A 26,381-nucleotide genomic window follows, 5' to 3' on the forward strand; every position below is an offset into this window, starting at 1 on the left:
CATGGCAGGCAAACATAGGCAGCCTGAAAACCATCGTTTCCTTTAAAATCAAATTTTTATGCAAAGGAAGCCATATGATCCCCAACACCGCCACCCAAATCGCAGGGCGCGCTTTTGCCAACTGCATCATGAACGCCGCAGGTGTGTGCGACTACACCCGCGCCGATTTGGACGCGATGCAAAATTCATCCGCCGCCAGCTTCGTTACCAAATCCGCCACCGTGTCGCCGCGCGAGGGCAACCCCGAGCCGCGCTACCGCGACACCGCTTGGGGCAGCATCAATTCCATGGGTCTGCCCAATTTCGGACTGTCCTATTATTTGAGCTACGTTTCGCAAGCGCAGCAAGAGCAGCCTGAAAAAACCTATTTCGTATCCATTTCGGGGTTTAGCGCGGAAGACGATGTTGCGCTGCTAAACCAGATTTATCAGTCTGATTTTAATGGCATCATCGAGCTGAACTTATCCTGCCCCAACGTGGTCGGCAAACCGCAAACGGGCTACGACTTTGAAACCGTGGCGCACGTGCTGGACACCGTGTTCGCCCAATTCACGCGCCTGCCTTTGGGCGTGAAGCTGCCGCCGTATTTTGATTTGGTGCATTTTGACCAAATGGCGGCGATTTTGAACCGCTATCCGCTGGCGTATGTCAATTCGGTAAACAGCATCGGCAACGGCTTGCTGGTGAACCCGCACAGCGAAACGGTGCTGATTAAGCCCAAACACGGCTTGGGCGGCATCGGTGGCGCGTATTTGAAGCCCACCGCGCTGGCAAACGTGTTTGCCTTCCGCCAGCGGCTGAAACCCGAAATCCAAATCATCGGTACAGGCGGCGTGCAAAGCGGCGTGGACGTGTTTGAGCATATTTTGTGCGGCGCGGATATGGTGCAGGTGGGCACGGCGCTGCATCAGGAAGGCGTGGCGGTGTTTGAGCGCCTAACCCGCGAGCTGCGCAATATTATGGCGGGCAAAGGCTACCGCAAAATTGACGATTTTAAAGGCAAGTTGAAAACCTTGGATTGATGCGGGGATGGGGTGAGGCAGCCTGAAAACGGATTTGTGGTTTTCAGGCTGCCTTGATGCGCGTGGGGCAAAGGCAGCCTGAAACGGTATTTTCATTTCAGGCTGCCTGCGTATTTTTAGCCAGCGCACGGCTTGCCGGCAAGCCGTAGGGTGGACAACTCGTTTGCCCACCATGGTTCGCACACTATATTTTGATGGGCAAGCCATTTGTCCCCACCCTGTTTAGCGTTTTCAGGCTACCTTGATGTGAATGCGCAAAGGCAGCCTGAAACCACAATGGAACGGCAACGGCTCGTCGCCGACGCTCCATGGGTTACAGGTTTGGCAAAGGTTTTCAGGCTGCCTAACCCCCCGCCGCGTGTTAAAATCGCGCCTTTTCATTCAACCCATTAACCGCCCCGTTATCGCCCGCCATGTCCCGAATCACCCTCACCCCCAGCCAAACCCAATTTGAAACCCAAGCCGATGAAACCATCCTAGAAGCCGCGTTGCGCCAAGGTTACAACCTGCCCAACGCCTGCCAAAGCGGTATGTGCGGAACGTGCGTTGCCCAAGTGGTGTCGGGCGAAGTGCAAATGGGCGAGTATGACGACTGCGCGCTCACCGATGAAGACGCGGCGGCGGGCATGGTGCTGCTGTGCGCCTGCCACGCGCAAGGCGATGTGGTGCTGGATTTGCCCGCCTACGAGGGCGCGAAAGCCATTGCCCCGCGCACCATGCCCGCGCGGGTGGCGCATATTGATGTGCGCGGCAAAATGGCGCTGCTGCGGCTGGTGTTGCCCAAATCGCCGCCGTTTAAATTTTACGCGGGGCAATATGCCGATATTTTGTATAAAGGCACGGTGCGCAGCTATTCGCTTGCCAACGCGCCCAGCGACAACGGCGTGATGGAGTTTCATGTGCGTCTGCGCGAGGGCGGCGTGTTTTCGCCCGCGCTGTTTTCAGGCAGCCTGAAAGTGGGCGACGTGCTGCGCGTGCGTGCGCCGCTGGGCGCGTTTACGCTCAACGAAAACAGCGATAAACCTTTGATTTTTATTGCCACGGGCACAGGCTTTGCGCCGATTAAATCGCTGCTGCACCACCTGCGCGACACCCAGCCCAGCCGCAGCGTGCACCTCTACCACGGCGCGCGCGATGCCGCTGGTTTGTATGACGAAGCCGCCCTGCGCGAATTGCTGTATCAGCTGCCCAACGCACGTTACACCCCCGTGCTATCCCGCGCCGACGATGCTTGGCAAGGCGCGCGCGGCTACATCACGGAACACGTTTTGCAGGATTACGCCGATTTGTCGGGCTACGAGGTTTACGCCTGCGGCTCAATGGACATGATTCGCGGCAGCAAGCAGGCGTTTGTTGAACAGCGCGGTCTGCCCGAAACCGCGTTTTACAGCGATGCGTTTACGCCGTATGTAGCCAGAACGGTTGAGGCAGGCTGAAAAGGGTTGCCCATGCTGTTTCGGCTAACTTATTTTAGCTTCGCAACTCCGCTTCGCTACGCAGGCTGCCTTTGGCGTTTGCAAAAATTGTAGGCAGCCTGAAAATGCAAAACCGTTTGGTGTTCTGCCAAGCGATTTTTTACTGGATAGATTGAATTTCAGGCTGCCTAACCCATCGCATCTGCTTACTACTGCCACCCCTCTCCCCTACGTTCAGCCGAACGGAGCATTCTTTTTTCGGGAAAAAGCGTGTGCTTGTCCGACGACGCACGAAGTGCGGCTAGTTCGCACGCGCCGAAAAAAGGATGCAGCCTTCGGGAAGTTTGGCGTAGCCAAACCTGCACGTCGGGGTCGCCTTTCTTTTGCTTGCTGTTCTTTGGCGAAGCAAAGAAAAGTAAGTGCCCCGTCGGCACAAGACGCATGGTTAAAGCTACACTCAAAGCTAACCACAAAGCCCCAACCCATTTTTCAGGCTGCCCCCACCATTTCACAAAAATCCCCCTCACCTAAAAACATCCCCCCCACCCCCCACCATGCTCACCAAAAAATCCGCCACCCACATCGCCTACCTGCGCGTACTCGCCTTTGCCATCGCCGCCTTTGTCGTCAATACCACCGAGTTCATCCCCGTTGCCATGCTCACCGACATCGGCAAAGGCTTCAACCAATCCGCCGCCGACACAGGCATGATGATTACCGTGTACGCATGGATAGTCTCGCTTTCCTCGCTGCCGCTGATGCTGCTGTTTGCCCCAATGGAACGGCGCAAGCTGCTGTTGGGCTTGTTCACCGTATTTATCGCGGGGCACGCGCTGTCGGTTGCCGCGTGGAGTTTCCCCGTGCTGCTGCTATCGCGCGTGATGATTGCGCTCACCCACGCGCTGTTTTGGTCGATTACCGCCGTGCTGGTGATGCGCGTTGCCCCGCGCGGCAAACGCCAGCAAGCCCTCGGCTGGATGTCGCTGGGCTCGGCGATGGCAACCGTGTTGGGGCTGCCGCTGGGGCGCATCATTGGGCAGGCGTTGGGCTGGCGCACCACCTTTGCCCTGATTGGCGTGCTTGCCGTCGGCGTGATGGTTCTGCTGATGAAAATCCTGCCGCGGCTGGAAAGCAAAAATTCAGGCTCGCTCGAGAGCCTGCCGCTGCTGGCGAAACGTCCGCACCTGCTCGGCTTATACGCGCTCACCATCATGATGGCAACCGCGCATTTCACCGCATACAGCTACATTGAACCCTACGCGCTCACCATCACGCAGCTTTCGGAGCAAATGACCACTTGGGTGCTGCTGTTGTTCGGCGTGTCGGGCATGGTGGCGAGCATGCTGTTTGCCCGCTTTTATCCGCGCCATCCCAACCCCACGCTGCTTGTCTCGGGCGCAATCGTGCTGCTGTCGCTGCTGCTGCTCAAACCGCTGGGGCACCACCCCGCCGCACTGTTTGCGCTGATTTTCGCGTGGGGCATCGGCATCGCCTGCGTGAGTTTGAGCATGATTGGTCATGTGATGCGCTATGCGCCCGATGCCGCCGATGTCGCCAATTCCATCTACTCCGCCTGCTACAACGTGGGCATCGGCGGCGGCGCGTTGCTCGGCGGCATGGTGATGCGCGCGCCCGCGCTGGGGCTAGCAAGCGTGGGCTGGGTGGGCGCGGCGTTGGCGGCGTGTGCACTCGCGCTGTTTGTGTGGACGCAGAAGCGGTTTCAGGCTGCCTCGGATAGCGATAGCGATACGGATGCGCCAAAGGCAGCCTGAAACGCAGTCCAATCAAACCAACGCCCTAATGGAGCGGCGACGGCTCGTCGCCAAAAAAACGCTTGCCGCCCCGCCCCAATTATTTTCAGGCTGCCTCAAATAATGATGCCGATACCCCAAAGGCAGCCTGAAACGGAACAACCCTATGAAAATCATCAGCAAATTTAAAGATTTCTACGATTTCAACGTCGCCAAATACGGCGTAGACCCGATTTTGATTTTTGACCGCCGCGCCCGCGCCGATTTGCCCGCGCCCAAGCAGCTGCCCGACCGCATCAAAATCGCCGGCAAAGGCTTTGACGCCAAGCGCTCGTTTCGCCCCAAAATGAAAAAATAGCCCAAAGGCAGCCTGAAAAAAGCAAACCGTTTCGCGTGCTACCAAACGCTTTTTTACCGGATAGATTGGCTTTCAGGCTGCCCAACAAAAATCAGCGCAAAACAAAAAAGCCGCCCATCCGGGGCAGCTTGGTTTACCGTTTACCGCAATCGCTCACTCACACTTCAACTTCCGCGCAATATCGCCAAAATGCTTATCCGCGTAAACGCACATTTCCTCGCGCTGTTTCTGCGTAGCATCGTGCAGCGAATGCTTCAAAACCATCGTGTTGGTGGCATGAAACGAAGAAGGCGACTCGCCCGCCTTGGCAAAACACGCATCCGCGCGTTTAAAATACGCCTCGCAGCTGGCAGGCAAATTGTTCAAATGATGCCCGCCATGCTCATGCCCCTCGTGCGCCCAAGCTGAAGCCGTTGCCAAAGCCAACACAACAGCGGTTAAAGATACTTTTTTCATTTCTCACACTCCATTTAATCGTTAAAAATCAGTTGTTATAAAAACCTTGCCAAATCTCCGAAAAACACCGCTTGTTAAGAATATTTCTCAAAAACCCAGCCGCGCCATCATAAAGAACCTTATCCCTGCTGTAAAGAGTAATAGCTTGATTGACAATGTAAAAACGATTACGGCAGCCTGAAACCGAGTATGCAAAATGATAGACCTCCACACCCATTCCACCATCTCCGACGGCGCACTCACGCCTACGCAACTGGTGCAAGCCGCCGCACAAAACGGCTGCCGCCTGCTCGCCCTCACCGACCACGACCACACAGGCGGGCTTGCCGAAGCCCGCGCCGAAGCCGCCCGCCACCGCATCCAGTTTATCAACGGCGCGGAAATCTCGGTAACATGGCGGCACCGCACCATCCACATCGTCGCGCTAGACTTTGACGAACACAACAGCCGCCTGCAAACCCTGCTCGCCCAAGTGCGCCAAGGGCGCATAGCACGCCTGCACCAAATCGCCGCCAAACTCGCCAAACACGGCATCGCAGGCGCAGCCGAAGGCGCGCTCGCCCTTGCCGCCAACCCCGCAATGGTCTCGCGCACCCACATCGCCGACTGGCTGGTGCAACAAGGACACGCCCGCACCAAACAACAAGCCTTCACCCGCTATTTGGGCGACGGCAAACGCGCGTCCGTGCGCCACCAATGGGCAGAACTCCCCGCTGTTATCGCCGCCATCCAAGCAGCAGGCGGCATCGCCGTGATTGCCCACCCCATGCGCTACGACCTTTCCGCCACCGCACGGCGCAATCTGTTTGACGAATTTCGCGCCCTCGGCGGGCAAGGCATGGAAGTGCACAGCGGCTCATGCAGCCCGAACGACCGCCTCAACTACGCCCAAGCCGCCGCCCGCCACAGCTTGCTCGCCAGCGCAGGCAGCGATTTCCACCGCCCGCACGATTACAGCGGCGGCGTGCTGGGCGCTTGCCCCGAATTGCCCGGCATCTGCCAACCCGTTTGGGAACACTTCAAACAGCCGTTTCGGCAGCCTGCGTAGCGAAGCGGCGTTGTGAAGCTAAAACGGGTAACCGCGCAACGCCAAAGGCAGCCTGAAAACCCATTCAGCCCGCCGCCCAATCCCCTATAATCCCCTTTTCCATTCAACATCCCCCACAGAAAGCCTCACCATGTCCACCCAAACCGTCAAACACCTCACCGACTACCGCCCCCTCGCCCACCGCATCCCCCAAGTCAAACTCACCTTCACCCTCTCCCCCACCGCCACCACCGTAGAAGCCGAGTTGCACGTCATCCCCCAGCCCAACGCCCCGCAAAGCCTCACGCTCGACGGCAACGCCACCCTGCTCGCCCTATCGCTCAACGGCGAAAGGCAGCCTGAAACCGCCTACACCCAAACCGCCGAAAATCTCACGCTCCACCGCGTACCAGCCGAGCCGTTTGTGCTTCACATCACCACCCAAATCAACCCCGAAGCCAACCAAACCCTCAACGGCTTATACGCCTCAGGCGGCAATCTCTACACCCAATGCGAGCCCGAAGGCTTTCGCACCATGACTTATTACCTAGACCGCCCCGACAACATGGCGGTGTTTACCACCAAAATCATCGCCGATGCCGCGCAATACCCCGTGTTGCTGTCCAACGGCAATCTGGTGGATTCAGGCAGCCTGAAAAACGGGCAACACTACGCCGTGTGGCACGACCCCTTTGCCAAGCCATCCTATTTATTCGCGCTGGTGGCGGGCGATTTAGCCGTCAACCGCAGCAGCTTCACCACCCAAAGCGGGCGCGAAGTCGCCATCCAGTTCTACACCCGCGCCGAAGATGCGGGCAAAGTCGCCCACGCCATGCAATCGCTCAAACACGCGATGCGCTGGGACGAAACCCGCTTTGGCTTGGAATACGATTTAGACGTGTTTATGGTCGTTGCCGTGGGCGATTTCAACATGGGCGCAATGGAAAACAAAGGCTTAAACATCTTCAACACCAAATATGTGCTGGCGGATGCGCACACCGCCACCGATGCCGATTTTGAAGGCGTAGAAAGCGTGATTGGACACGAATACTTCCACAACTGGACAGGCAACCGCGTAACCTGCCGTGACTGGTTTCAGCTCTCGCTCAAAGAAGGCTTAACCGTGTTCCGCGACCAAGAATTTTCGGGTGACCGAGCCAGCAGAGCCGTGCGCCGCATAGAAAACGTGCAAACCCTGCGCCAATTTCAGTTTGCCGAAGATGCCAGCCCGATGGCGCATCCCGTGCGCCCCGCCAGCTATGTGGAAATGAACAATTTTTACACCGCCACCGTGTATGAAAAAGGCGCGGAAGTGGTGCGCATGTATCACACCCTGTTGGGCGAAGCGGGCTTCCAGCGCGGCATGAAGCTCTATTTTGAACGCCACGACGGGCAAGCCGTTACCTGCGACGATTTTCGCGCCGCAATGGCGGATGCCAACGGCGTGGACCTAGACCAATTTGCCCTGTGGTACAGCCAAGCCGGCACGCCCACGCTCGACGTTTCAGGCAGCCTGAAAGCCAACGGCGACTACGTTTTGCACATCAAGCAAACCCTGCCCGACACCCCCGATATGCCCGCCCACGCCAAACAGCCGATGATGATACCCGTCAAAACCGCCCTATTTAACGAACACGGCGAGCAAGTAGCGTTTAGGCAGCCTGAAAGTAGTCAAACCAACGTTTCAGGCTGCCTCAACACAGCGGGCACACAAGGGCAGCCTGAAACCGTGCTTATCCTCACCCAAGCCGAGCAAACCTTCGTGTTGCAGCCTGAAACGCCCGCCCAAAGCATCACCCCCTCGCTGCTGCGCGGCTTCTCCGCCCCCGTGCACCTCAATTTTGACTACACCGACGCCCAACTCGCCCTGCTGCTTGCCCACGACACCGACCCCTACGCCCGCTGGGAAGCCGCGCAAACCCTATACCGCCGCGCCATCGCCGCCAACGAAGCCGCGCTGGCGCACGGCACGCCGCCCGCCCAGCCCGTCGCCCTCATCAACGCCCTGCGCCAAGCCATCAGCGATGCCGCGCTAGACCCAGCCTTCAAAGCCCTGCTGCTCAAAGTCCCCGCCGAAAGCGAGCTATGGAGCGAGCGCGAACACATCAACCCCGTGCAAACCACCGCCGCCCGCGAAGCCCTGCTGGACGCGCTCGCCCACAGCCTGCACGGCGAGCTGCTTGCCGCCGCGCTCAACGCCCGCGAAGCCGAGCAAGCCGACAAACGCGGCAAACAAATCGCCGTGTACGAATACACCCCCGAAGATGCCGCTCAACGCGCCCTGCAATACGCCAGCTTCAACCTCATCTGCCGCTACGACGAACAAGCCACCATAGAGCAAGTGTTTGAACACTACGACGAAATGGCACGCAAAAACATGACCCACGAATGGGGCATCCTCTCCGCCATCAACCACAACCCCGACGACAAACGCAACCAACTGCTCGCCCGCTTCGCCGCCAAATTCGCCGACCAACCCCTAGTGATGGACAAATATTTCAGCCTGATTGCATCCAGCCGCCGCAGCGACACCCTCGCCCAAGTGCAAGCCGCCCTGCACCACCCGCAATTTGCCCTCACCAACCCCAACAAAGTGCGCGCCCTCATCGGCACATTTGCCCGCAACACCCCGTATTTTCACGCCGCCGATGGCTCGGGCTACGCCTTTGTTGCGCAAAAAATCTGCGAAATCAACGCCTTCAATCCGCAAATCGCCGCAGGGCTGGCGCGCGCGTTCAATTTGCTCAAACGCTTGGAACCGCACCGCCAAAACCTGATGCGCAACGAACTGACCAAACTCGCCGCGATGGAAAGTTTGTCCAAAGACGTGCGCGAAATTGTGGAGAAAATTTTGGGCTAGACAGCCAGAAACATGTTGAACTGCACGTTTTAGCTTTGCTGAAACTCGCTTCGCTCATTTTCAGGCTGCCTAATCGCTTTTGCAAAGGCAGCCTGAAACCTTATCCGCCCAATAAAAACCGTTTGGCTTAACACCAAACGGTTTGGTTTGTCGGGCGGAAATCTTTGCAAAACGGCAACTGATGGAGCGTCGGCGGCTCGCCGATATTTTGACGAACCCGTGATGCGATGTTTAATAAGCCGTTAGCGACGAGCCACTGCCGTTCTATTTTGCTTTTCAGGCTGCCTCAACGCGGGCGGGATGCTGAGGCAGCCTGAAAACTGTATCCGCGCTTTCTACGGCTTGCTGGCAAGCCGTGCGCTGGCTAAGCATTTTCAGGCTGCCTGTTGCAATGAATGAGCAGCCTGAAACGTGTTGAACCGCACGTTTTCAGGCTGCCTCTAATCAGCAAATTACCGCCCCGCCCCGCTCGCGCTCATCTCATCAAACTTCGGCATCAGCATGGTGGCATTGCCCGCTTTCGGCTCCCATTTGCTTTCCACGCGCCATTTGCCTTGCGTGTCTTCCAGCCGCAAATACCAATGCACGGCGGGCGGCAAGGCGTTGAACGCGGCGGTGTATTCGGTTTTATCGCCCGATGGCGGCGCGTTGCTGGCTTTGAGCGGCACAGTTTGGTCGTAGGCTTTTTTGGCGGGGTGCAGCAGCAACAGTTGCATGGGCACGTTTTTGTCAAAATCGCCGCTGATAAAGATTTTGGCGGCGGTGCCATCGTGGTTAAACAACACTTGCGCTTGGATGCGGCGTTGGGCGGCGGCTTCATCGCGCTCAATCTGCATATTGATGTATTTGCCTTCTTTGTAGTAATCGTCGGTTACCATTTCGTCGGCGTGCGTTTTGGCAAGGTAAAACGTGTAAAACCCCGCCACCACCACGGCGGCAGGCCCGCTCATCAGTATCCACGGCCAGCGGTGTTTGTACCACGGGGCGGGTTTGGTGGGCTGCGGCGTGATGGTTTGCTGTGGACCGGTCATGCTTATTCTCCGATGAAAATGGATTTTTCCTGCAACACGCGCGCTTCGTTTTCAGGCTGCCCTGCCACGCGGTATTTGAAAGTGAACTGGATGGGATGGCTGCCTTTTTCGGCGTATTCAGGCTGCGTTGCCACTTGCACGGGCACGGTGATGATGTCGCCGCCTTTGATGCTGATGCCGTTTTCAGGCAGCCCTGTGAGGCGGATGTCGTCCAGCCCCGACACGCTGGCTTGGATGATTTGCGTTTGTTCGCTGGCGTTGCTGATGCTCAGGTTGTAGCTGTTTTCCAGCAAGCCTTCTTTGTTTTCGCGCACCATCACGCCACGGTCTTTAATCACGTCAATTTGCACGGTGGCGCGGGTTGCTAGCCCCACACATAGACCAATTACCGCCACCAGCAACACAACGCCGTAGCCCACCACTTTCGGGCGCAGCAGGCGTTTTTTCACATCGGCATCGGTGTATTCGTGTTTGAGCACGGCTTCGGTGGTGTAGCGGATTAAGCCGCGCGGGTAGCCCATTTTGTCCATGATTTCGTCGCAGGCATCAATGCAGGCGGCGCAACCGATGCATTGGTATTGCAGGCCGTCGCGGATGTCGATGCCTGTAGGGCACACTTGCACGCACATGGTGCAGTTGATGCAATCGCCCAGCTGGGTATCTTCTTTGCTGGCGTTTTTTTTGCGCGCGCCGCGTGGTTCGCCGCGCTCCACATCGTAGGAAATCACCAGCGTGTCGTGGTCAAACATCGCGCTTTGGAAGCGGGCGTAGGGGCACATATGCAGGCACACTTTTTCGCGCAAAATATGCCCAAACAGCCAGGTTACGAAACCGTAAAAAGCGGCGGTGCCCAGCGCAACGCTGCCTGCTGTGCCTGCAAAAATAGCAGGCACAAATTGGCGAATCGGCACGAACCAACCTGAAAACGTAATCCCCGTCCACGCGGCAACGATAAAGATAACGAGGTATTTCAGCGCCTTGATGCGGATTTTGTGGAAATTCCACGGCTCTTTGTCCAGTTTCAGGCGTTTGTTGCGGTCGCCCTCAACCAAATGGTCTATCCACAGCATGATTTCGGTGTACACGGTTTGCGGGCAAGAATAGCCGCACCACAGCCGCCCTGCGATGGTGGTCCACCAAAACAGTCCGAAGGCGGACACAATCATCAAGCCCGCCAGATAAAGCATATCGGCGGGTTCCAGCACCATGCTGAACAGGTAAAAATGGCGCTCTTCGATGTTGAACAACACGGCTTGCCGCCCGTGCCACATAATCCACGGCATGCCGTAGAAAAAAAGCTGGGTGGCGACAATCATCAACACGCGCAGGTTGGCAAATTTGCCGATGGCGCGCTTGGGGTGGATGCGTTTGCTGCTGTGGAACTGGATGACTTGTTCTTTGACTGCGGGCTTGGTGGCGGCTTTGGGAGCAGGTTGCGGGATTTCAGGCTGCCCTTGTGGGTGGGATGGCATGGTTGTGTTTCCTTTTGGGTATTTTTTGGTTTTGTTTGATTTTATTGATTATACGAGTAAACGTGATTGATGGGGTTTGCGGTGGGAATAGCTTTTAACAAAAAGCAGCCTGAAAGCAGGGCTAAAACCTACAAACTTTTCAGGCTGCCTATCGGTTATCTCCAATAGGCAGCCTGAAAACGGTTTACGTGGATGGTTACATCATTTGCAGCCGTGCGATGCGGTTATCCAGCGAGGGATGGGTGCTCAACAGCGAATCTTTGGCTTCGCTGGCGATGCCCATTGCGGTCATGTCTTTGGGCAGGTCGCTGCTGTGCCCTTTTAGGCGTTGCAGGGCGGCGATCATTTTGGGCGCGCCCACCAATTTGGCTGCGCCTGCGTCGGCGCGGTATTCGCGTTGGCGGCTAAACCACATCACGATAAAGCTGGCCAGGAAGCCAAACAGCAGTTGCAACACAAAGTTCACTGCCAAATAAATGCCGTTGTTGCTGGATTCGCTGTCGCCGCGCCCTTGCGCCACCACGCTGGCGATGATGCGGGCGAAGAAGACAACAAACGTGTTCACCACGCCTTGAATCAGCGTGAGCGTTACCATGTCACCGTTGCCGACGTGTGCCATTTCGTGCGCCAACACGGCTTCCACTTCGTCGCGCGTCATGCTGTTGAGCAAGCCTGTGGACACAGCAACCAGCGAGCTGTTGCGGGTTGCGCCTGTGGCGAAGGCGTTGGGTTCGGGCGATTGGTAGATGGCGACTTCGGGCGTTTTCAAGTTCCATTGCTGGGCTTGGTTTTGCACGGTTTGCAGCAGCCATGCTTCCACTTCGCTGCGCGGCGTGGTGATGACTTGCGCGCCCACGGAGTGCTTCGCCATGGTTTTGGACAACAGCAGGGAAATGATGGAGCCGGTGAAGCCGACTACGGCGGCGTAGGCGAGCATTTGTCCCATACCGCCGCTGCGGGAGTTGATGCCCAGCACGCTTAACACGATGCTGATAACGAGGATGACGGCAAGGTTGGTGGCAAGAAAAAGGGCGATGCGTTTCATGTGTGTTCCTTTGTGGGTGGTGGTTTTAACTTCGTTGGCGCCTTGGGTTTCAGGCTGCCTTGGGTGGCTTGTTCGGGTGCGGTGTAAAAAGGGCGGATAGTAATGGATATGCGGCGTTTGTCAAAGTGGGGGGATGTGAAAAACTATGCAAAGAGCGGGATGGATTGAGGCAGCCTGAAACGCAATCGATGGAGCGGCGAGAGTTCGTTACCAAATAGTGTATTAAAACGGCACAGGTTGAGCCCTTTGCAAAACCTCTAAGGCAGCCTGAAATCTAAAAGGGAAACGGCAGCGGCTCGCAATCAAAATAGCCTGAAACCTTTATAAAACGCTTCAACTTATCCAACGTCATTCCCGCCTGCGCGGGAATGACGGCATTTTTTGTTTTTCAGGCTGCCACTAGGGTTTTGCAAAGCGTTCAGCCTATTCTATTAAAGCGGGTCGCCGACGCGCCATCGGTTGCAGGTTTGGCAAAGGTTTCAGCTTGGCAACATCGACGAGCATTTTCGTTTTCAGGCTGCCTGAAAGCGTGCCAACGCTTCGCTGTGCAGCATCGCGCCTTGCAGGCAGGCATCGGAGCGGATGTTGGCCACGGCAATGCAGCGGTTTTGGCTGTCGGCGATAACTGCCCATGCGGGGCGCAGGGCGGGCGGAACGCCGTGTTCTTGCAGCAGTTGGAACACGTTTTTATGCCCGCGCCCATGCGGCAGGGCGATGCTGTCGTGTTTGCTGGCGCATCGGAGGCAGCCTGAAAGCGTGCGCACGGCATCGTTTTCAGGCTGCCATGTCAAGCCTGCTTGTGCGGCAATGGTTTTCAGGCTGCCGATTTGTGGCTGCTGCCATGCAAGGCTGTTGAACAGGCGGTTGGGCAGCGGGAACAGGATTTGGCGGTGCAACAGCGCTTTGCCGTGCGGCAGCTGCCATGTGGCGCTGTGGGCGGCTTGGTCTAGCACGCGGGCGAAGTCGGCAAGGCTGCGTTTGCTGGGCGTGCCTAGGTTGTGCACATGGGCGAAGCGGTGCAGCATTTGGCGACGGCGTAGCGGGCTGAGTTGCTGCCATGCTGGGCGGGAGAATTGGTTGCGCGGTGTGTGGATGCGCTGCCAGTCTTCGGCGATGATTTCGTTTAACAGCGCGTGTTCGTCTTGCAGCGTGGTGATGGTGCTTTGGATGTGGGCGGCGGCGTGCGGCAGCCTGAAAACGAGTCGCGGCAGCATTTGGTGGCGCAGCCAGTTGCGCAGCAGGCCGGGGTCTTGGTTGCTGCTGTCGTTTACATGAGCGAGGTTGTGCGCGGTGGCGTAGGCTTCAATTTCGGCGCGGCTGTATGCCAGCAGCGGGCGCAGCAGGGTTTTGCCTTGCCACTCGCGGCTGGGCGGCATGGCGGCTAGGGCGCGGATGCCGCCGCCGCGCAGGGCGGCTAGGAAAAAGGTTTCGATTTGGTCGTCTTGATGGTGCGCCAGCGCGACGGCATCGCAGGGCTGGGCGGCGAACACGGCATAGCGGGCGGCGCGGGCGGCGGCTTCTATGCCCTGCCCTTTGGGCCGGACGCGCACGCGCTCGGCGGCAAACGGAACGCTTAATCGGATGCAGGCTTCGCGGCAAAAGTCTAGCCATTGGTCGGCATCGGGGTTTAAGCCGTGGTGAACGTGTACCGCAGATAGGGTGAACGGATGGCTGGCGCGCAAACCGGCGAGCAGATGCAGCAGCACGATGGAATCCACGCCGCCGCTAAGGGCGAGGCAGATGCGTTGATGCGCGGGGATGTGCGGGGCGATGGCTTGGGGGGTGAGCGGCATGGTTTCGCAATAGAAAAAGGAGAGTTCAAGGCAGCCTGAAACGGAGTTCAGCGCTAAAAATGTTGTGTCAAGTTCCAATGGGCGATATGACTGCTTATCCAATACAGCCCATTTTTTTACGTTTATAAAACGCACAAACGGCGAAACGCCGCAAGCGGGGATGGGCGGGCTTGCGGCGTTTCTAAATTTAAGCCCCGGTGGTTGGGGGGTAGGGCTTAAATCTGCGGTGGATTATAGTAAAGCGGGGGGTTTTGCGCAAGCGAAATTTGAGGAATGTGAACTTTTGTTGGCGCAGCGCGGGCAAACAAACGGTATCGGGCGGATTGCGTTGGCGCAACGTATAAAGGCAAAGACTTGGCGCAGCATTAGGCAGCCTGAAAACAAAAAACACGCTTCGCTTGCCGGCAAAACGTGTTTTCTAGCGCAACAGCCGTTTCAGGCTGCCGCAATTATTTTCCAATCATGCGGTTGATGATTTTTTCACCCTTCGCCTGATGCACAACCGCCATCACGATATGCCCCAGCGCCAGCGCGAACAGCAAAAAGCCGAGCTTGCCATGCAGCGCGTTGCCTAAGTTGGTCATCCAGTCCACTTGCACGGGGGCTTTTTGCATGATGGTCATGCCGAACACAACCAAATCGCCGCGCGTTGAACCTGCTTGGCGAATCAAAGCAATCGCCGGCACGGCAATCATCAGCGCGTAAATAGCGGCGTGTCCCAGTTTCACCGGCAGCGTGCCGTGCGGACGGTTTTTCGCGTTCATCGCCGCCCAAATCACGCGCAGCACCACCAAAATGGTGAGCACGAAGCCTGTGGTTTTGTGCGCGCCCATCCAGCTGTAATTTTCTTGTTTGAATTGAATCGCCGTAAACAGCATAAAGGCAAACGCCGCCGCCATTGTCCAGTGGAAAAAGCGGCTTAGCGCGCCGTAGTATTGGGTGTTATCCATGAGTGTTCCTTATCGTTTGTTGTTAAAAAAGCGCGGATTATAGCCGAATCGGCTTGCCGCGCCGTTTCTTGGCATGAAAAACAGCCTTTCCTGCGCTATCATGCGCGTTTTTTGAGGAGTAACCATGCACACCATTTGGCAAACCGCCCGTTTCACGCTAGACCTGAGCGCGCCCAAAATCATGGGCATCATCAACATCACGCCCGATTCGTTTTCCGACGGAGGAACGTATTCGCAAAGCGTTCAGGCTGCCTTAAAGCACGCCGAGCAGCTGCTTGAAGACGGGGCGGATATTTTGGACATTGGCGGCGAATCCACGCGCCCGAATGCGGATTATGTGCCGCCCGAGACGGAATGGCAGCGCGTGCAGCCGATTTTGGCGGAGCTGGCGCGTTGGAATGTGCCAGTTAGCTTGGACACGCGCCGCGCCGGCGTGATGCGGGCGGCGCTGGAACGCGGCTGGGCGGACATCATCAACGATGTGCAGGGCTTGGAGGATGCGGGCGCGGTGGAGATTGTGGCGCAGTCGCGGGCGGGCGTGTGTTTGATGCACATGAAAGGGCTGCCTGAAAACATGCAAAACAATCCGCAATACGGCGACATCGCGGCGGAGGTGGCGCAGTATCTGGATGCGCGGGCGGCGGCTTGCCTTGCGGCGGGCATCGCCGCCGAGCGGCTGGTGTTGGACGTGGGCTTTGGCTTTGGCAAAACGCTGGCGCACAACATCGCGCTGATGCAGCAACTGAACCGTTTGCCCTTGCGGCACGATTTGCCGCAGCTGGTGGGCGTGTCGCGCAAGAGCATGATTGGCGCGCTAACGGGGCGCGAAGTGCCCGCCGAGCGCGTGGCGGGCAGCGTTGCCGCCGCGCTGTTTGCCGTGCGGCAGGGGGCGAAGATTGTGCGCGTGCACGATGTGAAGGAAACGCGCGATGCGCTGCGGGTGTGGCAGGCGTTGAGCGCGGGGTGATGCGGATTGTCGGTTTTCAGGCTGCCTCTATGCTGTTATGCCAAGGGCAGCCTGAAAACGTTTACGCGCCGTCAAACGGCTTTTTCTGCCACCAGTATTTCGCCCGCGCCATCTGCGCCACGCTGATTTCATCGCCTGCCAGCGTTATCACCCACGCGCCTTGGGTGTCGGTGCGCAGTAGGGTTACGCCGTGCGCGGCGAGGCGGTGGATAACATCGGGATGCGGGTGATGGTAGGCGTTGGCAAAGCCGCTGCTGGCAATCGCCCAGCGCGGGGCAACGTGGTGGATAAACGCGCTGCTGCTGGATGATTGGCTGCCATGGTGTCCCAAAACCAGCACGTCGCTTTGCAGCGCGTCGCCGTATTGCGCGATGAGTTGCGCTTCGCCGCGCGCGCTTAAATCGCCCGTAATCAGCAGCGCGTAGCTGCCTGCGATGGCACGGAGCACGCAGCTTGCGTCGTTGTCGGGGGTGGCGGGCGTGTGCGGCAGCGTGAGCCATTCAAAATACACGCCGTCTGCCGTCCATGTTTTGCCGCTTTGGCAGTATTGGGCGCGGGGGTAGTTTTCAGGCTGCCCTGCCCATAGCGCGGCGTCGGGGTAACGCTGTTGCACGGCGGGCAAACCGCCGTCGTGGTCATCGTCGTGGTGCGAGGCGATGACGGCATCCAAGCGCGTGATGCCTGCGGCGCGCAGGTTGGGCAGCAGCGCCATTTCAGCGGCGTAGGCGGTGCCGCTGTCATACAAAATATTGTGCGACTGGGTTTGCAGCAACACGGATAAGCCCTGCCCCACATCCCACACGGTGATTTTCAGGCTGCCTTGTTGTGCCGTAAACACGGGCGGGCGATACAGCGCAAACGCCGCCAAAGCGCAACACGCCAGCGGTTTGAGGCGCGTGCCTTGGGGCAACAGCAACACCAGTGCGCTCGCCGCCGCCAATGCCAGCAACGGCGCAGGCGCGTGGGCAAACGCCATTTCGGGCAGCCGCGCCCCCGCCCATTGAATCGCCGCCACCACGTTTTCGCCCAGCCAAGCTGCCGCCAGCTTGGGTGCGTCAAACGGCAAGGCGGATGCCAATAACGCCAGCGGCGCGAGTAGCCACGAAAACAGCGGAATCGCCAGCGCGTTGGCAAGTGGCGAAAACACAGGCAGCAAGCCAAACAGCGCAATAGTCGCCACCCCGCCCAGCAGCGTCGCCGCCCATTGCGCCTGCGCCGCCAACCGCAGCTTGTCGCGCCACGTTAATTGCGGCAGCCTGAAATCATCGTTATGGATGTAGTCCAGCACATCGCGCGGCGTTTTTCGCCCCGCCGTCGCCCAAATCAACGCGCCCACCAGCCCGAACGATAGCCCGAACCCCGCCGACAACGCCGCCGCAGGCTGCCACAGCAACACCACCGCCATCGCCGTCCACCAAGTGTGCCACGAGCCTGCCCGCTGCTGCCGCGCCCACGCCAGCGCAAACACGCCAATCATCAACACGCTGCGCAGCGCAGGCACATCAAACCCTGCCAGCCCCGCATAAACCACCGCCGCCGCCCAGCCCGCCGCCGAAGCCCACACACGCGGCGACTGCGGCACACGCGGCAACACGCGCAGCAACAGCGTTGCCAGCCAAGCCGCCAGATAACCCACCATGCCCACGTGCAGCCCCGAAATGCTCAACAAATGATTCAGCCCCAGCGGGCGCACCGCCGCCCAAGTTTGCGCCGACACGCCGCTTTTATCGCCCACCGCCAGCGCGCGCATCAGCCCTGCCCCCTGCGGATAACGCGCCGCCGCGCCCTGCCAAGCGCGCACCACCGCCTCGCGCTGCCGGTTAAACCACGTCCACCGCGCCTGCTGAGGCAGCCTGAAACGCTCCTTTGCCAACGAAGCCGTGCCATCCAAACCATTTGCCAACGCCCACGCTTCGCTGTCAAACCCCACCGCATTGCGCATCCCCACCGCCACCTTCACCCGCGCCTTCACCTGCCACACTTCGCCCACGCGCCAATCCCGCGCCGCATAATCCGCAAACAACAGCCGATACGAGCGCCCATCATCCGCCTGCCCCACGCCCACAAAGCGCGTTCTGCCCAGCTCATCGCGCTCGGGCAGCCCCGTAACCGCCACGCGCAATAAAACGGACTGCGCCGAATCGGCAACAGTCCATTGATGATTAAGCGCATTTTGCGTGCGCATCATGCCATAAGCCGCGCCCGCCAGCGCACAAATAAGCGCCAAGGCAGCCTGAAACTGGGCAAGGCGACGGCGTTTCGCGCTGCAAACCGCCCATGTTGATAATGCCAACAACGCCGCCGCCCAAAGCTGCCACGCCCCAACGCTAGGCAGCCTGAAACTCGCCATGATGCCCAAACACAGCGCGGCAAGGTAAAGGGTATTGGGGAAGAGGAATGACGGCATGGCGGGGGAATGGGTGTGATTATGAGGCAGCCTGAAATGGCGTTGGGCGGGGTTAAAATTAAAATGGAGCGGTGATGGTTTGTTGCCAAAATCGCGTGTTGAACGAGATTGCGTTGGTTGTTGGCAAGTGCGGCTTTGCCAAACTGCTGAGGCAGCCTGAAAATTAAAATGGAGTGGCGACGGCTCGTCGCCAAAAGAGTATGTTGAACAGGATTGTGTTGGCTGTTGGCAAATGCGGCTTTGCCAAATCTCTGAGGCAGCCTGAAACGCAGTTCAGCGTCGCTAAATGGAGCGGCGGCGGTTCGTTGCCAAAAGAGTGCGTTAAACAGGGCTGCGTTGGCTGTTGGCAAATGATGTTTTGCCAAATCGCTAAGGCAGCCTGAAAATCAAAACGGAGCGGCGATGGCTCGTCGCCAAAAGAGCGCGTTGAACAAGATTGCGCTGGCTGTTGGCAAATGATGTTTTGCCAAATCGCTAAGGCAGCCTGAAAATCAAAACGGAGCGGCGATGGCTCGTCGCCAAAAGAGCGCATTCAACAGGGCTTCACTGCGTGAAACCCTGTCGGCGAGCCGCCGACGCTCCATCGGTTGTAGGCTTCGCCCCAATTCCATCTTCAACATACTTTTCAGGCTGCCTCAACAACAGAAAAGGCAGCCTGAAACCGATCACTGAAACTGATACATAAACGACTGTGCCAAATTCAAAAACTGGCGATATTTGTCCGTTTTCGCCGTTTTCTCGCCATCCAGCCCAATCTGCATCAGCACCCCGCTGCGGTTGGCGTAAATCACCGTATTTTCAATCTGCCAGCCCATTTGCCCGCCCTCCATGCGGATAGACGAAATAAACGCCTGCATCATCTCGCCCGAAGCCAAGTTTTGCAGCACAATGCTTTTGCGCACGCTTGGCGGTATCGCGCTGTACACATAATGAAACGGATTCGCCTGCGCATTCAACACGCCGCGAAAACTGTAAATAAACACTTGGTGTTCCATTTTCGGGTTGTTTTTCATATACAGTTGCAGCAGCAAAACGCGCAAATCGCGGTTATCTGCCTGTTGCTCGCTAATCGTTTTTTTCATTTTCAGGCTGCCTCTTTAACACGGTTGAATCGGGATAATTTTGTTTTGACTGCGCTTTTTGCCGCCCTCGCCATAATTCGCCTCCACATATTCTTTCACAATCGCCAAAAATTCTGCCGCCATATTGTCGCCTTTAAGCGTAACCTTGCGCTCGCCGTCCACATACACAGGCGCAACAGGCGTTTCGCCCGTGCCCGGCAGCGAAATGCCAATATCCGCCAGCTTGCTCTCACCTGGACCGTTCACAACGCAGCCCATCACCGCCACATTCAAATTCTCCACCCCAGGATATTGCCAACGCCACACGCTCATCTGCTCGCGCAAATATTGCTGAATATCGCGCGCCAATTCCTGAAACACCGTGCTGGTGGTGCGCCCGCAGCCGGGGCAGGCGGTTACCATCGGCGTGAACGAGCGCAAGCCCATGGTTTGCAAAATCTCTTGCGCTACAATCACTTCCTGCGTGCGCGAGCTATTGGGCTCGGGCGTGAGCGAGATGCGGATGGTGTCGCCAATGCCCTCTTGCAGCAACACCGACAGCGCGGCGGTGCTCGCCACAATGCCCTTGCTGCCCATACCTGCCTCGGTGAGCCCCAAATGCAAGGGGTAACGGCAACGCGCCGCCAAATCGCGGTACACGGTAATCAAATCCTGCACATTAGACACCTTGCACGACAAAATAATCTTGTTTTCAGGCAGCCCCAAATCCACCGCCTTTTGCGCCGATTGCAACGCCGACACAATCAACGCCTCTTTCATCACTTCTTCGGGCGTTTTGGGCGCGGCGGCGGCAAGGTTTTCGTCCATCATTTTTTTGGCGAGGCTTTGGTCTAGCGAGCCCCAGTTCACGCCGATGCGCACGGCTTTGTTGTGTTCGGCGGCGGTGCGAATCATGTAGGCAAATTTTTCATCGCCTTTCACGCCCTTGCCCACGTTACCCGGATTGATGCGGTATTTGGACAAGGCGCGGGCGCAGTCGGGAAACTCGGCGAGCAGGCGTTCGCCGTTGAAGTGGAAATCACCAATCAGCGGCACGGCGCAGCCCATGTCGTCCAAACGGCGGCGAATTTCGGCGACTTGGCTGGCGGCTTCGGGCGAGTTCACGGTAATCCGCACCATTTCCGAGCCGGCATCTGCCAGCTCTTTCACTTGCCGCGCGGTGGCGGCGGCATCGGCGGTGTCGGTGTTGGTCATGGATTGGATAACAACGGGGTGGTCTGAACCCACGGTGATGTGGTCAATTTGGACTTGATGGGTGGCACGGCGGATGAGTTTCATGGTGTGTGTGCGTGATGTTTACTTGGTTGAACTGGGTTTCAGGCTGCCTATGATGGGGAAGGCAGCCTGAAAAGGGTGGTGGGAATAATGCGGATTGAATGGAAAAGGTCGTTTCAAGTTTTCAGGCTGCCTATGGATGCGCGGATGAACGACTTTTTCAGCAAAGGCAGCCTGAAAACGCATCCCGCGCCAGCAATAGCGCAACAGTTTTTCAGGCTGCCTTATCGGCGCAAACTTTACTGCGGCGCAGAAGCCCCAGCGGTAAAGGTCGCCGTTTTGCCATTTTTACGCGCGGCGTTCATGTCAATCGGCTCGCCGCCAAACGTTGCCGTTGAGCCGCTGGCATAGCCCAGCCGCACTTCAAACGGCGCACCATTTTGGAAACGATGCTCGCTGCGCGCGGGCACAATCTCGTTAATCAACACTTCGCCCTTGGCGTTGGTAACGGTAAGCATGGTGCGGTAACGCGCGTTAATCACCAATTCGCCTGCCACGCCTGCGGGCGCGCTGGCTGGGGTGGCGGTTTGCGTTTGCGTGTCGCTGGCGGTCATCGGTTTCACCACCACATTGGGGTTATCCAACGCGGGCTTGGCGGTTTCGCTGGCAATCAGCGGTTTGCTTTCCGCTTCTTGCTTGGCGTTGGCGTGTTCCGTTTGCGATTTGGTTTGCCATTTGTAAACGCCAAAGCCAATGATGGCAACACCGATAATGCCAAAAATCCAAGTGGGGAACGGGCGTTTGGGCGTTTCGTTGGCAAAATTCAGGCTGCCATCGTGTTGAATGGCTTTGCGCACTTTCTCGCTGGGCACAACGTTTTCCAGCGCATCGTTGAGCGTGGATTCGTCTAAATCTAAAAACCGCCCATAGCTGCGCAAAAATCCACGCACAAACACAGGCTCGGGCAAGCTGTTGTAATCGCCATTTTCCAAGGCTTCAATTTGCCGCGCAGGCAGTTTCAAGCGTTCGGACACTTCGCCGATAGAAAGCTGTTTTTGCTCGCGTTTGGCGCGCAGCAAAATGCCTAATTCGGTGGCTTTGTTGGTGGTTGGGGCTTCGGTTTGTTTTTTCGCTTTGCTCATTATTCGTCATCCCCTTTGCCGCCAACGGCTTCCAATTCTGGGGAATAGGGATAATTCATGCGCAGTTGCGCCTCGTATTCAGAGGCAGCCTGCATTTCGTTGTTGGCTTTGGCGATTTTCCAGCCCAGCAGCAAATCATCCGCGCTTAATCTATCCACGCGGCTTTGATAGCGGCGGAACTCTTTATCTGCCACCGCATTTTTATGCTGTTGCAAATGCGCGCGGGCGCGTTCTTTAAACACAGGCACAAAATCAGGATTCAACTGCAAGGCGCGTTCAAAATAGGTTTCTGCCATCGCAATTTGCCCCGCGCGCGCCGAGCAAATGCCTTTGTTCATATTAGCGATTTCGGGGCTGGGGTAAGTGGGGTCGGCCAAGGCTTTGTCAAAATAGGCAATCGCATCGTTGGGGCGTTTGAGCGCGTCGCAGATGAACCAGCCATAGTTGTTGTTGATTTCCGCGCTATCGGGCTTCATAGACAGCGCGTGGCGGAAGTTTTCTTCGGCTTTGTCGTACACTTTCAGGTGTTGATACACTTGGGCGCGAATCAGCCAAGCAATTTCAAAGTTGGGGTCGTCTTGAATCGCGCCATCAATGGCTTGCACCGCCGAGCGATAGTCGCGGTTTTGGGTGTATTGAATCGCCAGCTCGGTTTTGATGCGGGCGTTATTTTTGCGTTTTTCGCTTTTGCTTTCGGGTTTAAATTCGGTGAACTGCGGATTTTCGGACACGCAGCCCGCCAGCACGCAAGCTGCCGCGCACATCACCACAAAGCGTGATAAACGTTGTTTAAACATGATTATTGCTCTCCACATAAATTTGCTGCCATTTTGCTTGGCGTTTGGTTTTGTCTTGCACCTGACCGGCCAACTGTCCGCACGCGGCATCGATGTCGTCGCCGCGTGTTTTGCGAACAGTGGTAACCAAGTCGGCTTCCATTAAAATTTCTTTGAAAATATTGATATTTTTGTTGCTAGACCGCTCGTAGCCCGAATTGGGGAACGGATTGAACGGAATCAGATTGAATTTGCACGGCGTGTCTTTTACCAACTGCACCAGCTCGCGGGCGTGCTCGGGCTTATCGTTGATGCCATCCAGCATCACATATTCAAACGTGATGAAATCGCGCGGGGCTTTGGCAAGATAGCGGTTGCAAGCGGCCATCAGTTCTTTGAGCGGATATTTTTTGTTGAGCGGCACGATTTCGTCGCGCACTTTGTCGTTAGACGCGTGCAGCGACACGGCAAGGGCAACGGGCATGTCGTCTTTCAATCTGTCCATCTGCGGCACCATGCCCGATGTGGACACGGTTACGCGGCGGCGGCTTAATCCGTAGCCGTGGTCGTCGAGCATAATGGAAAGCGCGGTGATGACGTTGTCATAATTCGCCATCGGCTCGCCCATGCCCATCATCACCACATTGGAAATCACGCGCTCGTTTTTCGGCGTTACGCCGAGCGCTTTGTTTGCCCACCAAAGCTGCCCGATGATTTCGGCGGCGGTGAGGTTGCGGTTGAAGCCTTGCCGCCCCGTGGAGCAAAACGTGCATTCCAGCGCGCAGCCCACTTGCGACGAGATGCACAGCGTGCCACGCTCGGCTTCGGGGATAAACACGGTTTCCACGCCGTTGCCTGTGCCCACGTCCAGCAGCCATTTGCGCGTGCCATCGCGGCTTTCTTGCGAAGTCATCAGGGCGGGGATACCGATAACAGCGTTGTCTTCTAGCTTGGCGCGCAGGGCTTTGGCAAGGTCGGTCATTTCGTCGAAGGTTTGCGCGCCGCTTTGGTGTATCCAACGCATCACTTGCTTGGCGCGAAAGGGTTTTTCGCCCATTTGCGCGAAATGGTCGGTTAAGCCGTTTAGGTTGTAGTTGAGTAGGTTGGTCTTCATGGTGTGCGTTGGATTTTGGAATAATGAACGGCTGAGGCAGCCTGAAAATGCAAAGTGGCGCATTTTAACAAGGTTTTGCTGTTTTTACCTAATTGAACGTTGGATTTTCAGGCTGCCGATGATGCGGGATAAGGCAGCCTGAAAATCCAATCTTAGGTTCGCGCTGATTGGGCGCAATCGTTGCTTGTTGGCGTTGATTGCGGCGCAGTCGTTTTAGCTGCGCCCAACTGCGTTTCAGGCTGCCTCTATAGCTGAACCGCGCTACACCCACAGCCAAGCCCAAACCCTGCGCCCTTCGCTGGCCAACAGCGCATAAGTACGGCACGCGGCGGCGGTGGTCATGCACTCCAACGCCGCGCCGTGCGCGGATAAGGCTGCCGCCAGCTTGGGCGACAAGAATTGCTGTTTTTCGCCCGTGCCAATCAGGATGATTTGCGCGCCCGCGTGTAAGGCAGCCTGAAAATCGGCAAGGGTTAAATCGTGCGGCGAAGCGTGCGCAAAAAGGGCAACGTTGTCGCCCAATTGCACGTTGTGCGTGTAGGCGGTTTGGTTGATGATGATTTCGCCTGCGGTGTAGCTGTCGATGGCAACGGGGGCGAGCGGGGTTTGGTCGTTAAATTGCATTTTTAATGTTCCTAAATTTTCCTAACAGCGGCAGCCTGAAAAAGGCAGCCTGAAAAATAATTTTTAAAATTTTATAAATTATCTGCCAATTTTCACTATAATACTCGGGTTTCTTATTTTTTATTTCGTATTTACCATGCAGCCTGAAAACCTGACGCTTCAAATTTTTCATCACCAGCAATGGCACGATGCCGCCGAATTATCCTTTGATGCCAGCTTCGTGTGCACGCATTTGGATTATCTAAACGACTACGCCTTTTGCCAAGACGAAAACGGCGATTTTCTCTGCTGGGAAAAAGACGATAGCTACGCGCTGGGGCTCAATTATCCTGTGAACATCATGGGTTATCAAAATCAGCCGTTTACCCTTTTAGACGACATTATCCCAGCGGGCGCGAGCCGCCGCTATTGGGTGCAGCATTTGGGCATCGCGCGGCAGCCTGAAAACCAGCAAAACTACACCTTGCTGCAACGCGGCACGATTGCGCCGATTGGCAACGTGCGCATCAAGCAAGCCGTGCCACACGAAGCCGCCACACGGCATTTTCAGGCTGCCGAAGCGATTAACCGCCAAGCCGATTTTTTGGAATACGCGCAGGAACACGGCGCAATTGCAGGCGGCGCAACGGGCGCAGGCGGCGAAGCGCCCAAATTGCTGTTGCGCCAAACGCCAAGCGGCGAAGTGTGGATTGATAATCAGCAGGATGGCAAATCTGCCGATGCGTATTATTTGGTGAAATACCCGCGCAACCAGCGCACACCGATTGATTGCGATATTTTGCGCGCCGAGTTTTATTTTTATCACGAATTAGCCGCGTTGGGCTTTGCCACCATCAACACCCGCCAGATGAAGCTGGAAGAAGGCGAGCATTATCCGTCCTTGTGGCTGCCGCGCTTTGATGTGGAGCAGGCGCAAGGGCAAACCGTGCGGCTGGCGATGGAAAGCGTGTATTCCCTGTTGGAACGCGGCGCAGGCAGCTATTTAAACCACGGCGAAACCCTCCGCGCCATTGTGCGCAAAATTCAACACAGCCATTTGGTGCAGGCGCAAGGCTTTCAGCTTGATGCGGGCGCGTGGATTAGCCAATGGTTGCAGCGCGATTTGCTCAACATCGCCTTTGGCAACAGCGATAATCATGGGCGCAACACCGCCTTTATTCGCCGCGCAGGCAGCATAGAATTTGCCCCTGTTTACGATTTTGCGCCAATGAAAGCCGACCCCGAGGGCATCATCCGCAGCACCACTTGGGGCGCACCCTTGGAAAACGGCGGCGAATACGATTTCTCCGCCATCGCCCAATCCTTTGCCGATTTAGCCGACCCCGATGCTTTGCTGGCAGAGCTGCAATCCACCGCCGAAAAACTGCTGGATTTAAAACACCGCCTGCACCAACGCGGCGTGCCATCCCGCATCCTAGAAATGGCAGGCTTAGGCTACGATTATCTACCCGAAAAACTCAAACGCTGGGGCTTGCTATGACCACACCCACACCACCCACACCCAAACAACCACGCGCCACCAAAAACAAAACCACACTCTCCGCCCAACAGCGCAGCGCCTTTCGCAACCAAATCCTGCGCGAGCTGTGGCAAGGCAAGCTCACGCAAGGGCAGGCCCTCAAACGTCTGCGCATTGAAATGCTGGGCTTAAAGCAAGCGCAGTTTGCCAAGCTGGTGGGCATTTCGCTGCCATCGCTGAGCAATGTGGAAAACGACCGCGTCGTGTCGGTGGAACTTATCAACAAGGCGTTTAAGCCGTTTGGCGTGGCATTAAGCCTTGTGCCGATGCGGTTTGATGAGATGGAAGCGATGTTTTAACGTTTTCAGGCTGCCTTTGGGGATAAGCGATTGAGGCAGCCTGAAACCATTTTTCA

26 protein-coding genes are annotated in these 26,381 nt (G+C 57.1%); 10 read left to right on the top strand and 16 right to left on the bottom strand.

What is annotated here, in order from left to right; genetic code table 11:
* Positions 1-77: 77 nt before the first annotated feature.
* The 5 genes from H3L93_RS07430 (at position 78) to H3L93_RS07445 (ending at position 4,546) form a co-directional block, all read left to right on the top strand.
* On the top strand, positions 78-1,022 hold the full coding sequence (locus H3L93_RS07430; protein WP_040558365.1) for a dihydroorotate oxidase: 945 nt from the start codon (positions 78-80) through the stop codon (positions 1,020-1,022).
* A gap of 413 nt (positions 1,023-1,435) precedes the next feature.
* A complete protein-coding gene (locus tag H3L93_RS07435; RefSeq protein ID WP_003794637.1) occupies positions 1,436-2,458 on the top strand; it encodes a 2Fe-2S iron-sulfur cluster-binding protein in 1,023 nt (340 codons plus the stop codon).
* A 533-nt stretch (positions 2,459-2,991) separates the two neighbouring features.
* Entirely contained in the window at positions 2,992-4,209 is a 1,218-nt protein-coding gene (locus H3L93_RS07440) for a sugar transporter (protein ID WP_003794634.1), read from the top strand.
* A complete protein-coding gene (locus H3L93_RS13345; RefSeq protein WP_003794632.1) occupies positions 4,190-4,312 on the top strand; it encodes a hypothetical protein in 123 nt (40 codons plus the stop codon). Before H3L93_RS07440 ends, H3L93_RS13345 begins: the two co-directional genes overlap by 20 nt.
* Positions 4,313-4,354: 42 nt before the next feature.
* Entirely contained in the window at positions 4,355-4,546 is a 192-nt protein-coding gene (locus H3L93_RS07445; protein ID WP_003794630.1) for a hypothetical protein, read from the top strand.
* 153 nt (positions 4,547-4,699) lie between these two features.
* Here H3L93_RS07445 and H3L93_RS07450 read toward each other — a convergent pair whose 3' ends face one another.
* Positions 4,700-5,002 carry a hypothetical protein gene (locus tag H3L93_RS07450; RefSeq protein WP_003794628.1) on the bottom strand — a complete coding sequence of 101 codons (303 nt, stop codon included), beginning with the start codon at positions 5,000-5,002 and terminating at the stop codon, positions 4,700-4,702.
* 196 nt (positions 5,003-5,198) lie between these two features.
* On the opposite strand from H3L93_RS07450, the gene H3L93_RS07455 reads away from it, so the two are divergent.
* Together H3L93_RS07455 and pepN are read left to right on the top strand one after the other, a co-directional pair.
* Positions 5,199-6,050, top strand: a complete 852-nt coding sequence (locus H3L93_RS07455; protein ID WP_003794626.1) for a PHP domain-containing protein — start codon at positions 5,199-5,201, stop codon at positions 6,048-6,050.
* A gap of 130 nt (positions 6,051-6,180) precedes the next feature.
* Positions 6,181-8,889 carry an aminopeptidase N gene (gene pepN, locus H3L93_RS07460; RefSeq protein ID WP_003794625.1) on the top strand — a complete coding sequence of 903 codons (2,709 nt, stop codon included), beginning with the start codon at positions 6,181-6,183 and terminating at the stop codon, positions 8,887-8,889.
* A gap of 452 nt (positions 8,890-9,341) precedes the next feature.
* Here the strand turns inward: pepN and H3L93_RS07465 are convergent, their stop codons facing one another.
* The 5 genes from H3L93_RS07465 to H3L93_RS07485 form a co-directional block, all read right to left on the bottom strand.
* Positions 9,342-9,920, bottom strand: a complete 579-nt coding sequence (locus H3L93_RS07465; protein WP_003794619.1) for a FixH family protein — start codon at positions 9,918-9,920, stop codon at positions 9,342-9,344.
* Between the two features lie 2 nt (positions 9,921-9,922).
* Positions 9,923-11,392, bottom strand: coding sequence for a cytochrome c oxidase accessory protein CcoG (gene ccoG, locus H3L93_RS07470; RefSeq protein WP_003794617.1), 1,470 nt, complete (start codon positions 11,390-11,392; stop codon positions 9,923-9,925).
* A 196-nt stretch (positions 11,393-11,588) separates the two neighbouring features.
* Positions 11,589-12,437 carry a protease HtpX gene (gene htpX, locus H3L93_RS07475; RefSeq protein WP_003794615.1) on the bottom strand — a complete coding sequence of 283 codons (849 nt, stop codon included), beginning with the start codon at positions 12,435-12,437 and terminating at the stop codon, positions 11,589-11,591.
* Between the two features lie 512 nt (positions 12,438-12,949).
* On the bottom strand, positions 12,950-14,308 hold the full coding sequence (tilS, locus tag H3L93_RS07480; protein ID WP_246313964.1) for a tRNA lysidine(34) synthetase TilS: 1,359 nt from the start codon (positions 14,306-14,308) through the stop codon (positions 12,950-12,952).
* A 371-nt stretch (positions 14,309-14,679) separates the two neighbouring features.
* The gene (locus tag H3L93_RS07485) at positions 14,680-15,180 is read right to left on the bottom strand and encodes a cytochrome b (protein WP_003794607.1); all 501 of its coding nucleotides are present in this window, start codon (positions 15,178-15,180) and stop codon (positions 14,680-14,682) included.
* 124 nt (positions 15,181-15,304) lie between these two features.
* Between H3L93_RS07485 and folP the strand changes: the two genes are divergently transcribed.
* Positions 15,305-16,147 (top strand): dihydropteroate synthase, encoded by an 843-nt coding sequence (gene folP / locus H3L93_RS07490; protein WP_003794606.1) that lies wholly within the window; start codon positions 15,305-15,307, stop codon positions 16,145-16,147.
* Positions 16,148-16,208: 61 nt separating this feature from the next.
* On the opposite strand, the gene H3L93_RS07495 is transcribed toward folP, so the two are convergent.
* From H3L93_RS07495 to H3L93_RS07540, 10 genes are all read right to left on the bottom strand, one after another.
* Positions 16,209-18,554, bottom strand: coding sequence for a DNA internalization-related competence protein ComEC/Rec2 (locus tag H3L93_RS07495; protein ID WP_003794604.1), 2,346 nt, complete (start codon positions 18,552-18,554; stop codon positions 16,209-16,211).
* Between the two features lie 163 nt (positions 18,555-18,717).
* Positions 18,718-19,086, bottom strand: coding sequence for a hypothetical protein (locus tag H3L93_RS07500; protein ID WP_003794602.1), 369 nt, complete (start codon positions 19,084-19,086; stop codon positions 18,718-18,720).
* Between the two features lie 133 nt (positions 19,087-19,219).
* On the bottom strand, positions 19,220-19,636 hold the full coding sequence (locus H3L93_RS07505) for a hypothetical protein (RefSeq protein ID WP_003794599.1): 417 nt from the start codon (positions 19,634-19,636) through the stop codon (positions 19,220-19,222).
* A 15-nt stretch (positions 19,637-19,651) separates the two neighbouring features.
* Positions 19,652-20,914, bottom strand: a complete 1,263-nt coding sequence (gene ispG, locus H3L93_RS07510; RefSeq protein ID WP_003794597.1) for a flavodoxin-dependent (E)-4-hydroxy-3-methylbut-2-enyl-diphosphate synthase — start codon at positions 20,912-20,914, stop codon at positions 19,652-19,654.
* 18 nt (positions 20,915-20,932) lie between these two features.
* Complete coding sequence (locus tag H3L93_RS07515) at positions 20,933-21,118, bottom strand: hypothetical protein (protein WP_003794595.1); 186 nt, start codon at positions 21,116-21,118, stop codon at positions 20,933-20,935.
* Positions 21,119-21,150: 32 nt separating this feature from the next.
* Positions 21,151-21,993 carry a helix-turn-helix domain-containing protein gene (locus tag H3L93_RS07520; RefSeq protein ID WP_003794594.1) on the bottom strand — a complete coding sequence of 281 codons (843 nt, stop codon included), beginning with the start codon at positions 21,991-21,993 and terminating at the stop codon, positions 21,151-21,153.
* The gene (gene pilW, locus H3L93_RS07525) at positions 21,993-22,790 is read right to left on the bottom strand and encodes a type IV pilus biogenesis/stability protein PilW (protein ID WP_003794592.1); all 798 of its coding nucleotides are present in this window, start codon (positions 22,788-22,790) and stop codon (positions 21,993-21,995) included. The genes H3L93_RS07520 and pilW overlap by 1 nt, the downstream gene beginning before the upstream one ends.
* A complete protein-coding gene (rlmN, locus tag H3L93_RS07530) occupies positions 22,783-23,883 on the bottom strand; it encodes a dual-specificity RNA methyltransferase RlmN (RefSeq protein WP_003794590.1) in 1,101 nt (366 codons plus the stop codon). Before rlmN ends, pilW begins: the two co-directional genes overlap by 8 nt.
* A gap of 88 nt (positions 23,884-23,971) precedes the next feature.
* A complete protein-coding gene (locus H3L93_RS07535; RefSeq protein WP_155802992.1) occupies positions 23,972-24,160 on the bottom strand; it encodes a hypothetical protein in 189 nt (62 codons plus the stop codon).
* Positions 24,145-24,507, bottom strand: coding sequence for an Mth938-like domain-containing protein (locus tag H3L93_RS07540; RefSeq protein ID WP_003794585.1), 363 nt, complete (start codon positions 24,505-24,507; stop codon positions 24,145-24,147). Before H3L93_RS07540 ends, H3L93_RS07535 begins: the two co-directional genes overlap by 16 nt.
* A 136-nt stretch (positions 24,508-24,643) precedes the next feature.
* On the opposite strand from H3L93_RS07540, the gene H3L93_RS07545 reads away from it, so the two are divergent.
* Positions 24,644-25,987: a type II toxin-antitoxin system HipA family toxin gene (locus H3L93_RS07545; protein WP_003794581.1), complete on the top strand. Its 1,344-nt coding sequence runs from the start codon at positions 24,644-24,646 to the stop codon at positions 25,985-25,987.
* On the top strand, positions 25,984-26,325 hold the full coding sequence (locus H3L93_RS07550) for a helix-turn-helix transcriptional regulator (RefSeq protein ID WP_003794579.1): 342 nt from the start codon (positions 25,984-25,986) through the stop codon (positions 26,323-26,325). The genes H3L93_RS07545 and H3L93_RS07550 overlap by 4 nt, the downstream gene beginning before the upstream one ends.
* Positions 26,326-26,381: the final 56 nt, after the last annotated feature.

Source organism: Kingella oralis, from assembly GCF_014054985.1.
In the GTDB taxonomy this organism is placed as follows: domain Bacteria; phylum Pseudomonadota; class Gammaproteobacteria; order Burkholderiales; family Neisseriaceae; genus Kingella_B; species Kingella_B oralis.

What these genes read in the sequence shown, in the direction of transcription:
- H3L93_RS07435 (WP_003794637.1), top strand. Translation starts at nt 1,436, where the DNA reads ATGTCCCGAATCACCCTCACCCCCAGCCAAACCCAATTTGAAACCCAA.
- H3L93_RS07440 (WP_003794634.1), top strand. Translation starts at nt 2,992, where the DNA reads ATGCTCACCAAAAAATCCGCCACCCACATCGCCTACCTGCGCGTACTC.
- H3L93_RS13345 (WP_003794632.1), top strand. Translation starts at nt 4,190, where the DNA reads ATGCGCCAAAGGCAGCCTGAAACGCAGTCCAATCAAACCAACGCCCTA.
- H3L93_RS07445 (WP_003794630.1), top strand. Translation starts at nt 4,355, where the DNA reads ATGAAAATCATCAGCAAATTTAAAGATTTCTACGATTTCAACGTCGCC.
- H3L93_RS07450 (WP_003794628.1), bottom strand. Translation starts at nt 5,002, where the DNA reads ATGAAAAAAGTATCTTTAACCGCTGTTGTGTTGGCTTTGGCAACGGCT.
- H3L93_RS07455 (WP_003794626.1), top strand. Translation starts at nt 5,199, where the DNA reads ATGATAGACCTCCACACCCATTCCACCATCTCCGACGGCGCACTCACG.
- pepN (WP_003794625.1), top strand. Translation starts at nt 6,181, where the DNA reads ATGTCCACCCAAACCGTCAAACACCTCACCGACTACCGCCCCCTCGCC.
- H3L93_RS07465 (WP_003794619.1), bottom strand. Translation starts at nt 9,920, where the DNA reads ATGACCGGTCCACAGCAAACCATCACGCCGCAGCCCACCAAACCCGCC.
- ccoG (WP_003794617.1), bottom strand. Translation starts at nt 11,392, where the DNA reads ATGCCATCCCACCCACAAGGGCAGCCTGAAATCCCGCAACCTGCTCCC.
- htpX (WP_003794615.1), bottom strand. Translation starts at nt 12,437, where the DNA reads ATGAAACGCATCGCCCTTTTTCTTGCCACCAACCTTGCCGTCATCCTC.
- H3L93_RS07485 (WP_003794607.1), bottom strand. Translation starts at nt 15,180, where the DNA reads ATGGATAACACCCAATACTACGGCGCGCTAAGCCGCTTTTTCCACTGG.
- folP (WP_003794606.1), top strand. Translation starts at nt 15,305, where the DNA reads ATGCACACCATTTGGCAAACCGCCCGTTTCACGCTAGACCTGAGCGCG.
- H3L93_RS07495 (WP_003794604.1), bottom strand. Translation starts at nt 18,554, where the DNA reads ATGCCGTCATTCCTCTTCCCCAATACCCTTTACCTTGCCGCGCTGTGT.
- H3L93_RS07500 (WP_003794602.1), bottom strand. Translation starts at nt 19,086, where the DNA reads ATGCGCTCTTTTGGCGACGAGCCATCGCCGCTCCGTTTTGATTTTCAG.
- H3L93_RS07505 (WP_003794599.1), bottom strand. Translation starts at nt 19,636, where the DNA reads ATGAAAAAAACGATTAGCGAGCAACAGGCAGATAACCGCGATTTGCGC.
- ispG (WP_003794597.1), bottom strand. Translation starts at nt 20,914, where the DNA reads ATGAAACTCATCCGCCGTGCCACCCATCAAGTCCAAATTGACCACATC.
- H3L93_RS07520 (WP_003794594.1), bottom strand. Translation starts at nt 21,993, where the DNA reads ATGAGCAAAGCGAAAAAACAAACCGAAGCCCCAACCACCAACAAAGCC.
- pilW (WP_003794592.1), bottom strand. Translation starts at nt 22,790, where the DNA reads ATGTTTAAACAACGTTTATCACGCTTTGTGGTGATGTGCGCGGCAGCT.
- rlmN (WP_003794590.1), bottom strand. Translation starts at nt 23,883, where the DNA reads ATGAAGACCAACCTACTCAACTACAACCTAAACGGCTTAACCGACCAT.
- H3L93_RS07540 (WP_003794585.1), bottom strand. Translation starts at nt 24,507, where the DNA reads ATGCAATTTAACGACCAAACCCCGCTCGCCCCCGTTGCCATCGACAGC.
- H3L93_RS07545 (WP_003794581.1), top strand. Translation starts at nt 24,644, where the DNA reads ATGCAGCCTGAAAACCTGACGCTTCAAATTTTTCATCACCAGCAATGG.
- H3L93_RS07550 (WP_003794579.1), top strand. Translation starts at nt 25,984, where the DNA reads ATGACCACACCCACACCACCCACACCCAAACAACCACGCGCCACCAAA.